Here is a 4,300-nt window from a genome sequence, read left to right on the forward strand (position 1 = left end):
ATCTGCCGATGCTGCCGTTCCTCGACGAGATCGCGGGCTGGCGCGGCCGACGCGTCGCCGTGCTCGCGAGCGGGGATCCGCTCCTGTACGGGGTCGCGGCGACGCTGCTCGGGCGCTTCGAGCGGTCCGAGGTGACGGTGCTGCCCGCTGTATCGGCGTTCCAGCTGGCCTGCGCGGCGATGCTCTGGCCGGTGGCCGAGACCCAGCTCGTCTCGGCATGCGGCCGGCCGATCGAGACGCTTTCCTCCGCGCTGCACCACGGCGCCCGCATCGTGCTTTTCTCCGCCGACGGCTCGACGCCCTCCACGGCCGCGGCGTTGCTCACGGCGCAAGGCTATGGCGGCAGCCGGATGACGGTGCTGGAGCGGCTCGGATCGCCAGATGCCGCGGCCACGGCCATCACGGCGGGCGAGATGGAGGATCGGCGCTTCCAGGCGCTCAACACCGTCGCGATCGAAGCGGTCGCGGAGCCGGGGACGAGGGTTCTTCCAAGAACGCCCGGTCTGGCGGACGACGCCTTCGACAATGATGGCCAGATCACGCGACGCGAGATTCGAGCTGTCACGCTCGCCCGACTCGCCCCGATTCCGGGGGCGCTGCTCTGGGACATCGGCGCCGGCTCCGGCTCCATCGGCATCGAGTGGATGCGCGCGGCCGCGGGTGCGCGGGCCATCGGCCTCGAACCCCGTCCGGACCGGGCGGCGCGCGCGAGAGAGAACGCGCGCCGGCTGGGCGCGCCGGGCCTGGAGATCCGCGAGCAGCGGGCGCCCGAAGGACTTGAGGACCTGCCGGCGCCCGACGCCGTCTTTCTCGGCGGAGGCGCAGGCGCGGAGGAGGTGATCGAGATCTGCTGGGAAGCCCTCAAGCCGGGAGGCCGGCTCGTCGCGAACGCCGTTACGCTCGAGACCGAGGCGCGCCTCGTCGCCGCACACCGCATGCTCGGCGGCGAACTGGTGCGGATCGAGGCGTCGTATGCGGGCGCGGTCGGCGGCATGACCGGATGGCGTCCGGCCATGCCGGTCACCCAGTTCGCCGCTGTGAAGCCGCGCTGACCATGACCGTCTACTTCATCGGCGCCGGACCCGGCGACCCGGACCTCATCACGGTGCGAGGGCGCGATCTCATCGCGCGTTGCCCGGTCTGCCTCTATGCCGGCTCGCTGGTGCCGGCGGCCGTCGTCGCCTGCGCGCCTGAGGGGTCACGAGTCCTGGACACCGCGGGGATGTCCCTCGACGAAATCGTCGCCGAATTGGAGGCTGCGCACGCAGCCGGGCTCGACGTCGCGCGGGTTCATTCCGGTGATCCGTCGATCTATGGCGCGACCGCCGAGCAGTTCGAGGCGCTGCGGGAGCGCGACATACCGTTCGAGATCGTGCCGGGAGTGCCGGCCTTCGCCGCCGCAGCGGCGCGGCTCGGCGTGGAGTTGACCGTTCCGGAGGTCGCGCAGACCATCATCCTGAGCCGCCTGTCCGGCCGCGCGTCGCGAATGCCGGAGACGGAAACTCTAGAAATCATAGCGGCATCGCGCGGAACCCTCGTGCTGCATCTCGCAGCCAGGCAGCTTCCGCGGATCGTCGAGGAGCTGACGCCGCTTTACGGTCCCGACTGTCCGGCTGCGCTGGTCGCCCGCGCGACCTGGCCGAACGAAGCCATCGCGCGCGGAACGCTGGGCACGATCGTCGCCGAAGCCGCTCCCCTAGGCGTCGAGCGCACGGCGCTCGTGATCGTCGGCCACGCGCTGAACGGCGTTTCTTCAACAAGGAGCGCCCTTTACGACGATGGATACGACCGGCATCTGAAGCCGCGCGAATAGCCGTCGCGAGCTTATCCGGCGCGCCCGACGATGTTCCCCTCGCGATCGATCGCCAGCACTTCGATCGCGACCTCCGAGCCCCTCAGCGCCGTTCTGGCCGCTTCGCGCGCCCTTTCTGCGACAGCGTCTCCGAGCCCCAGTTCGCGGCCGAGCCGCAGCGCGGCGAGCCCGGTCGGGGCGGCGGCTATGCTCGCGACGACGTCGCGGCCGGCGCCCCGTTCCTCCGCCAGCCGCGCGAGCCCGGCCAGGTCCACTTGGCTGCGTCCGGAGTGGAGGTCGAGCGCCCCTGCCGCGAGCTTGGACATCTTGGCGAACCCGCCCGCGATGGTGAGCTTCGGCACCGGATGGCTGCGCAGGTATTTGAGCAGCCCCCCGGCGAAGTCGCCCATGTCGATGATGGCGGTGTCCGGCAGGCTGTAGAGCCGCTTCAGGGCCGTCTCGGAGGTCGCCCCGACGCTCGCGCCGATATGCGGGTAGCCCGCCGCCCGCGCCACGTCGACGCCGCGATGGATCGAATGGATCCAGGCGGAGCAGGAATAAGGCACCACGACGCCCGTGGTGCCGAGCACCGAAAGCCCGCCTACGATGCCGAGCCGCGGGTTCCAGGTCTTGAGCGCCAGGGCCGCGCCGTCGCGGATCGAGATCTCGACCTCCGCGTCCCCTGTGGCGCCCTCGGCGGCCGCGACTTCGGCGATGGCCGCGCGCATCATCTCGCGCGGCGTCGGATTGATCGCCGGCTCGCCGGGCGGCAGCGGCAGTCCGGGAAGGGTCACTGTCCCCACGCCCTCGCCCGCGCGGAACACCACGCCGGTCCCGGGCGGCAGCAGTCGCACCCGCGACATGATCAGCGCGCCATGCGTCACGTCCGGATCGTCGCCTGCGTCCTTGATGACGCCCGCTCGCGCGTAGTCGACGCCCTGCTCTTCCATCGCGAGGGCGAAGGCCGGCTGCTCGCCGCGTGGCAGCGTGATCTGCACAGGGTCCGGGAAAGACCCTGTCAGGAGAGCCGTGTAGGCGGCCTTGGTCGCCGCGGTGGCGCAGGCGCCGGTCGTCCAGCCGCGGCGGAGCGGCCGGCCGTCGTCCGTCGGAGCGTCCAGCGGATCTTCCATCCCGGCACCCTACAGCGCCAGCGGCTCCTGCGTCTCTGTCGCCGGCGCGGCCTCGTAGACGCGGGGCGTGAACATCCAGGGCCGCCCGTCGGCGCGCGCGAACACACGGCTGCGGGACGACCCGACAAGCACGAGGGTGCGCATGTCGACGTCGTTCGGATCGAGCGTGCCGAGCGTGACGATCGTCAGGCTCTCGCCCTCCCGCCCGACGTTCCGGGCGAGCGCCACGACGGTCTCAGGGCCACGATGGAGCCTGAGCAAGTCGAGCGCCGCCTCGAACTGCGGCCGCCGGTCGCGTGACGTCGGATTGTAGAGGGCGAGCACGAAATCCGCGCGAGCTGCGGCCTCGAGCCTCTGCGCGATGATTTCCCACGGCTTGAGAAGGTTCGACAGCGAGATCACCGCGAAATCATGCCCGAGCGGCGCGCCGAGCCGGGCCGCGGCCGCCTGCATGGCCGAGACGCCGGGCGCGACCTCGACCGTGACGTTCGGCCAGCGCGCGGGCTCCGCGGCGAGCGCCTCCATGACGGCCGCCGCCATGCCGAAGATGCCGGCGTCGCCGGAGGAGACGACCGCAACTTCCCTGCCCTGTCCGGCGAGCACCAGCGCGGCCCGCGCTCGTTCGATCTCCACCCTGTTGTCGGAGCCATGCCGGCGTTGGCCGGGCCTCTCCGGGACCATGGCGAGATAGACCTCATAGCCGACGAGATCGCTGGCGCGGTCGAGCGCGGCTGCGGCTTCCGGGGTCAGCCAGTCGCGCTCGCCTGGACCCAACCCCACCACCGTGACGCGACCCAGCGCGCGCCCGAAGGTTTCTGGCGAGGGCGGCTCGGCGAACCGATGGATGCGCAGCCCCGGCTCACCATGAAGAAGCTCGCCCTGCTCGATTCGGGACTCGACAATGCGGAGGGGGATGCTTCGCTCCGCAAGCCGCTCCACGAACCTGTGGTGTATCGGCGCGCCTTCCGGGGCCGTGGCGAGCGCCAGCGCCTCCGGCGCGATCCCGAGCTTCGCAAGCGCTTCGTCGAGGCGCACGAGCGTGGCTTCGTCGGGTCTGTCGAATTCGGCCAGAACAACCTTCGGCCGGTAAAGCAGGCCGCCAGCCGGCGCCGCCGCGGCGGACGCGTCGACGCGCAACAGCACCTCTCCCTCGGCGTCGAGGGGCAGGTCGGAGTCTCTGATCCAGGGGGCCTCGCCCTCGAGCCGCGCCCGCTCTCCGGCAAGGAGACGCGCGGTCACGGCCTTCGCGTCCTCGGGATTGGCGAGGACATAGCCTTCTGGGGGCGCCTCCAGAATGACCCCGAAGCGCCGGGCGCCTGCGCCAGTGATCGCCGCCGCTCCGCCCAGCGCGTCCGCGAGCGACCGGGCGAGCGCGTCT

General features: G+C 71.6%; 4 protein-coding genes. 2 read left to right on the plus strand and 2 right to left on the minus strand.

The window, feature by feature from the left end:
- On the plus strand, window positions 1-1,052 hold a 1,052-nt coding region (gene cbiT / locus ACIKT0_RS13945; protein ID WP_407105925.1), incomplete at its 5' end, for a precorrin-6Y C5,15-methyltransferase (decarboxylating) subunit CbiT.
- A gap of 2 nt (window positions 1,053-1,054) precedes the next feature.
- On the plus strand, window positions 1,055-1,813 hold the full coding sequence (cobM, locus tag ACIKT0_RS13950; protein WP_407105926.1) for a precorrin-4 C(11)-methyltransferase: 759 nt from the start codon (window positions 1,055-1,057) through the stop codon (window positions 1,811-1,813).
- An 11-nt stretch (window positions 1,814-1,824) separates the two neighbouring features.
- On the opposite strand, the gene ACIKT0_RS13955 is transcribed toward cobM, so the two are convergent.
- Window positions 1,825-2,922 carry a cobalt-precorrin-5B (C(1))-methyltransferase gene (locus ACIKT0_RS13955; RefSeq protein ID WP_407105927.1) on the minus strand — a complete coding sequence of 366 codons (1,098 nt, stop codon included), beginning with the start codon at window positions 2,920-2,922 and terminating at the stop codon, window positions 1,825-1,827.
- 9 nt (window positions 2,923-2,931) lie between these two features.
- Window positions 2,932-4,300, minus strand: a 1,369-nt coding sequence (gene cobJ / locus ACIKT0_RS13960; RefSeq protein WP_407105928.1) for a precorrin-3B C(17)-methyltransferase, incomplete at its 5' end; no start/stop codon positions are given.

This window comes from Hansschlegelia beijingensis, assembly GCF_045505405.1.
Lineage (GTDB): Bacteria > Pseudomonadota > Alphaproteobacteria > Rhizobiales > Methylopilaceae > Methylopila > Methylopila beijingensis_A.